We start from the raw sequence: 3,827 nt of genomic DNA, 5'->3' as shown, positions 1-3,827 counted from the left end.
AGGCGTGCTCGCAAAGCCGGGCGGCGATCTCGCCCGGCTCGATGCGGAAGCCGCGGATCTTCACCTGCTCGTCGTTGCGGCCCAAAAACTCCAGATTGCCGTCCGGCAGATAACGCCCCAGGTCGCCAGTCTTATACAGCCGATCGCCCTCCACAAAGGGACTGGCGATGAACCGCTCGGCCGTCAGCTCGGGCCGGTTCAGGTAGCCACGCGCAACGCCTGCGCCGCCAATGTAAAGCTCGCCCACCGCCCCGAACGGAACCGGTGCACCATGCCCGTCCAGCAGGTAGATCCGCGTGTTCGCTATCGGACGGCCGAGTGGAGGCAATTGGGGCCAACATGATGGGTCAGCTGCAAGCCGGTGCTCGGCAATTACGTTGATTTCTGTCGACCCGTATTGATTGATCAATCTCGCCTTTGGATGTGCTTCGAAGAACGCCTTAAGCCCTGGAGTAGCCTGCAGTTGCTCACCCGCTGTATAGATCTCACTTAGAGAGGGCAGTTGCACTTGCTGCCCGCCCCAGACCTCCGCAAAATGGTTCAATGCTACGAATGGAAGGAAAAGCCGCTCGATCGCCTCCCCCCTCACGAACTCGAGCAGGTCGGAGAAGCTCTTGCGGGTTTCTTCCCGCAAGACCACGAGCAGTCCACCCTCCTTCCAGCAAATGAACAATTCCTGGGAGGACACATCGAAGTTCAGGGTCGCGAATTGAAGTGTGCAAAGTTTTGACGTGCCAACCCCCGCGAGCGAGTTCACAAGCGACCCGTGGGACATTTCGACGCCCTTTGGCGTTCCGGTAGAGCCTGAAGTGTAGATTACATAGGCGAGATGGCGTGATGTGAGGCCAAGCGTGCGCGGGTCCGGGTCCGAAGGCGCGCGCTCGGCCCAGGCCGGGGTGGCCGTATCCAGATCGACCACCGTCACATTGGTCAGCACCTCGGGGCCGAGTGCTGCCCGTCCGGCCCCATCGCAAACTAGCAGCCGCGGCGCGGCATCGTCCACAACCTGCCGCAGCCGCGCGCTGGGATAGGCCGGGTCCAGCGGTAGATAGGCGCCGCCCGCCTTGAGGATCGCCAAAACCCCCACCACCATCGCCAGGCTGCGCTCCAGGCAGATCGCCACCGGCTGATCCGGCTTGACCCCAAGGGCGATCAGATGATGGGCCAGCCGGTTGGCCCGCGCATTGAGCTCGCCATAGCTCAGGCGCTCGTCGTCGCAGACCACCGCCACCGCCTCCGGCGCCTGGCGCACCTGCGCCTCGAACAGCTCGTGGATGCAAAGATCCGACGGATAGTCCGCGTCCGTCCGGTTCAGACCCTCCAGCAGATAGGTGCGCTCGGCGGCCGGCAGGATGTCAATGCGGCCGACCGGCTGCCCCGCATCGGCCATCACGCCACACAACAATGTTTGCAAATGCTGCGTCATACGGTCGATCTGCGTCGGTGCCAATCGACTTGCATCAAAGTGCCATCGAAAGCTCCCATCCAGAGTGCAAGGCTCGAATGTCAGCAAATCACCGGACAGGGTTGTCTCAGAACTCGCGTTCGAAGCTAGATCGCTAGCGGCAGAACAGCTATCTGTAATCGTAATGCCAATCGACCAGGGCTGGTGTGATCGTAGTGCCTCCACACCTCGCAATGTCGGGCAGCGCGCGATAAGATCCCGCGCGAAGCTGCCGTGCTCCGTCAGCCGAGCGAATTCGGCCACCACCGCCCCGCGCACTTCCTCAAAATTATGTGCAAGATCAATGGTAACTTCGATCGGCACGACAGAGGCGATAAGCATCTCCACCGCTTTCGAACTGGCTTGCGATCTATCCCATGCAGGCGTGCATCCCAGTTGAAGCTCTGCTTCTCCCGTGATGCGGGCGAGATAGATCAGCCAAGCCGTTACCAAGTATTCCGTGCGATCGAATGGCGACAGCTTGGCCAAAGCACTTGGAATGACGCCCGAACTCGACTGCCATCTGGGCGCCGTCTTAGCCACGGACGACGACACGAAGGGAAGCTGCGATGTTTTAAACTGCTCTAGCCGCTGTCGCCAAAAATACTCTGAAGGGGCCAGCTTCTCATGGGCGGCAGTTATGCTCCGCACCTCATCATCGCTTAATATCGGAAGGCGACCACCTTCATCAAGATTGCAGTGTCCCGCCAAGCTCCCTCCTTCACCAATACCGTCGCCGACAGTATCGCAGTTGCCACCGTTCCCTCGTCTGAGTTTCCGGTGAGCGTGGTCAGCGGACGACTTCTCCTCAGTCCGTGCCCCTTGTTAGAGGATCACGCATGCATCGTGCCAAAGGCGAAATCGTTCGCAATGAACATGATAGCAAACACTGCTATGTGGCTTATCCGACATCGCCGGACATCGTACCTTTGAGCGCGCTTTCAATCGGCACAAGCCTTCCAGAATCTCCCCGATGTGTTCGCCGAAGCAAGCGGAGCTTGGAACATCTCACTGTCCACGCGGGCTGCGGCCGCGTAGGTAGGGACTCTTCGTGGAAAGCCCCCGTTTATCAATGAAGACCAACGAGAGGGGAGCCCATGTGAACGAGATAACAAACAATTTTTCCGCTGAGGTCGGCGGAATGCAGTGCGGATGGTGTTGGGTCGCTAAGGTGGATGTTCCTCGCATTGAGCGGCGGTTTGATATCTGTCGTTGGTTTATTTTGTTCAATATGCCGAGCCTGCCGGGTCGTTGAGACTGTGGCGCTCGGTTCCGTTGAGGGGCGGGTTGAAGATACTTACGAGGATCAGGTCCTTGTCTCGGCCCCCGCGCAGAAGATGCTTGTCATGCTTATCAAGTACATAGATGTCCCCCTTGCGAATGGGGAAGACATTCCCGTCCATGTCCTCGACCTCGCCCTCTCCGGCGATGCAGTAGCAGGCTTCGAGATGATTACGGTATTGCAGAAGCGAGACCGTGTTAGCGCGCACTACGGTGTGGCAGATGCTAAAGCCCATGCCGTCCTTGTCGGTCAGAAGGCGGTGGCTAGTACCATTGCCCCAATCGACGAAGTGATCGGTCGCTTCAACATCCTGCAGGCTACGCACAATCATAACACTATCCTTTTGTATTCCGCAGCCGAGCCGGGGGCGCGTACTACCGTGATGTTGCCACTTCTGCGCGGTACTGCCGCCTGCGTTGCATGTTCAGAATGCCCTACCGGCCCACATAAAGTGTTTTCGGTCGCAAATCTGGAAAGTTGTTTCCTTCCTTCGCTGTGCCTCGCGACACGAATACAACTCCGCAGCCTGTTAGCTATTGAAGCAAATCTCGTGCCACCCTGGTAGAGAAAGGGGAGAGAAGTTGGGGCTGTTTTTTCAGATAATTAGAGAGTGGAAGGATTAGCAGGGCAGTGAAGCCAATCTTACAAAGGACTTGCGGCACATCGATTACGTTCAAATGAATAAGTTGCTGCCCTGCGAGGTCGTTTCAGCGCATCTCGACTGGTGGGTCGGCAAGACAATGGGGAACGGGAATGATCGCAGGCGTAAAGGGACGGCTTTGGGGCCGGAAGCTTCGGGCCGGGAAAACCGGACCCAAGGTGGGCGCAAGCATTGTTGGCCTCCGCCCGGTCAGGCATTCACCGGCTCGGAAAATGCCAATTGATTCTGCTCAACCGCGGCATGCCTAAACGGCCACCTGCGTCCCGATCTCGACGACACGTCCGGTTGGGATCTGGAAATACTCCGTCGCATCGGCCGCCGAGCGCGCCAGGCCGATGAACAGCTTGTCCTGCCAGACCGGCATTCCGGAATTGGGCGATGCCTTGAGCGAGCGCCGCGACAGGAAGAAGGATGTCGTCATGATGTCGAACTTCCAGCCC

2 protein-coding genes and 1 pseudogene are annotated in these 3,827 nt (G+C 58.6%); all 3 read right to left on the bottom strand.

Going from position 1 to position 3,827, the window contains the following annotated elements; translation table 11 throughout:
- Positions 1–1,933: amino acid adenylation domain-containing protein (locus EOA38_RS30235; protein ID WP_245480953.1), on the bottom strand; the 1,933-nt coding region annotated here is incomplete at its 3' end.
- 737 nt (positions 1,934–2,670) lie between these two features.
- On the bottom strand, positions 2,671–3,057 hold the full coding sequence (locus EOA38_RS30230) for an ectoine synthase (protein WP_127300955.1): 387 nt from the start codon (positions 3,055–3,057) through the stop codon (positions 2,671–2,673).
- Between the two features lie 574 nt (positions 3,058–3,631).
- Positions 3,632–3,827 (bottom strand): annotated as a pseudogene (gene trkD / locus EOA38_RS30225) (potassium transporter Kup); the annotation flags it as partial.

The organism is Mesorhizobium sp. M1E.F.Ca.ET.041.01.1.1 (assembly GCF_003997355.1).
In the GTDB taxonomy this organism is placed as follows: Bacteria; Pseudomonadota; Alphaproteobacteria; order Rhizobiales; family Rhizobiaceae; genus Mesorhizobium.
Note: the sequence above shows the minus strand (reverse complement) of the source record. Positions and strands in the feature narration are given on the sequence as shown.

What these genes read in the sequence shown, in the direction of transcription:
- EOA38_RS30230 (WP_127300955.1), bottom strand. Translation starts at nt 3,057, where the DNA reads ATGATTGTGCGTAGCCTGCAGGATGTTGAAGCGACCGATCACTTCGTC.